1 protein-coding gene is annotated in these 495 nt (G+C 68.7%); it reads right to left on the bottom strand.

What is annotated here, in order from left to right; all coding sequences use genetic code 11:
• The coding region (locus tag MXAZACID_RS19580; protein WP_008495928.1) for a hypothetical protein at positions 1–495 on the bottom strand (495 nt) is incomplete at both ends.

The raw sequence follows: 495 nt of genomic DNA, 5'->3' as shown, positions 1-495 counted from the left end.
ACCTTCGCTGTAAATGCTGCTGGCCTGCACGCCGTTGGCGGCGCCGATAATCACCACCGCGTGGCTGTCAAAGGCGCTGACCAGCGCCTGCGCAAGCTGCAAACCCGCCACCGCGGTACCGCCAAGATCGAGCGTCCCGGCATTATACGGGGCGATGGCGATCGTCCCCGCCGCCAGGCTGCCGCCGGTCCTCTCCAGCAAGCCGGCGGTGACCAGCGCCAGGCTGGTGCCTGCACTCACCGGGCCGTTCAACGTCATCGTGCCGGTATTGGCGATCAGCATGTCCGCGCTGGCGCTGAGGCTACCGAGGGCCGCGATGCTGTTGGCGTTGGCCAAACTCAGCCCGCCGCCGATGCTGCCCGCCAGCCCGCCGACGACCAGACTGCCGGCGCTCTCACCCAGCGCCTTGCCATCGCTGAGGGTCAAGGTGCCGGGGGTCGTCACCAGCCCGGCCAGCGTCAGGGATTGCGCGTCATTCAGCGCGATATCGCCACC

The organism is Acidocella sp. MX-AZ02 (assembly GCF_000306035.1).
Lineage (GTDB): Bacteria > Pseudomonadota > Alphaproteobacteria > Acetobacterales > Acetobacteraceae > Acidocella > Acidocella facilis.
The sequence above is the reverse complement of the archived record's forward strand: the minus strand, read 5'-3'. Positions and strand labels throughout refer to the sequence as shown.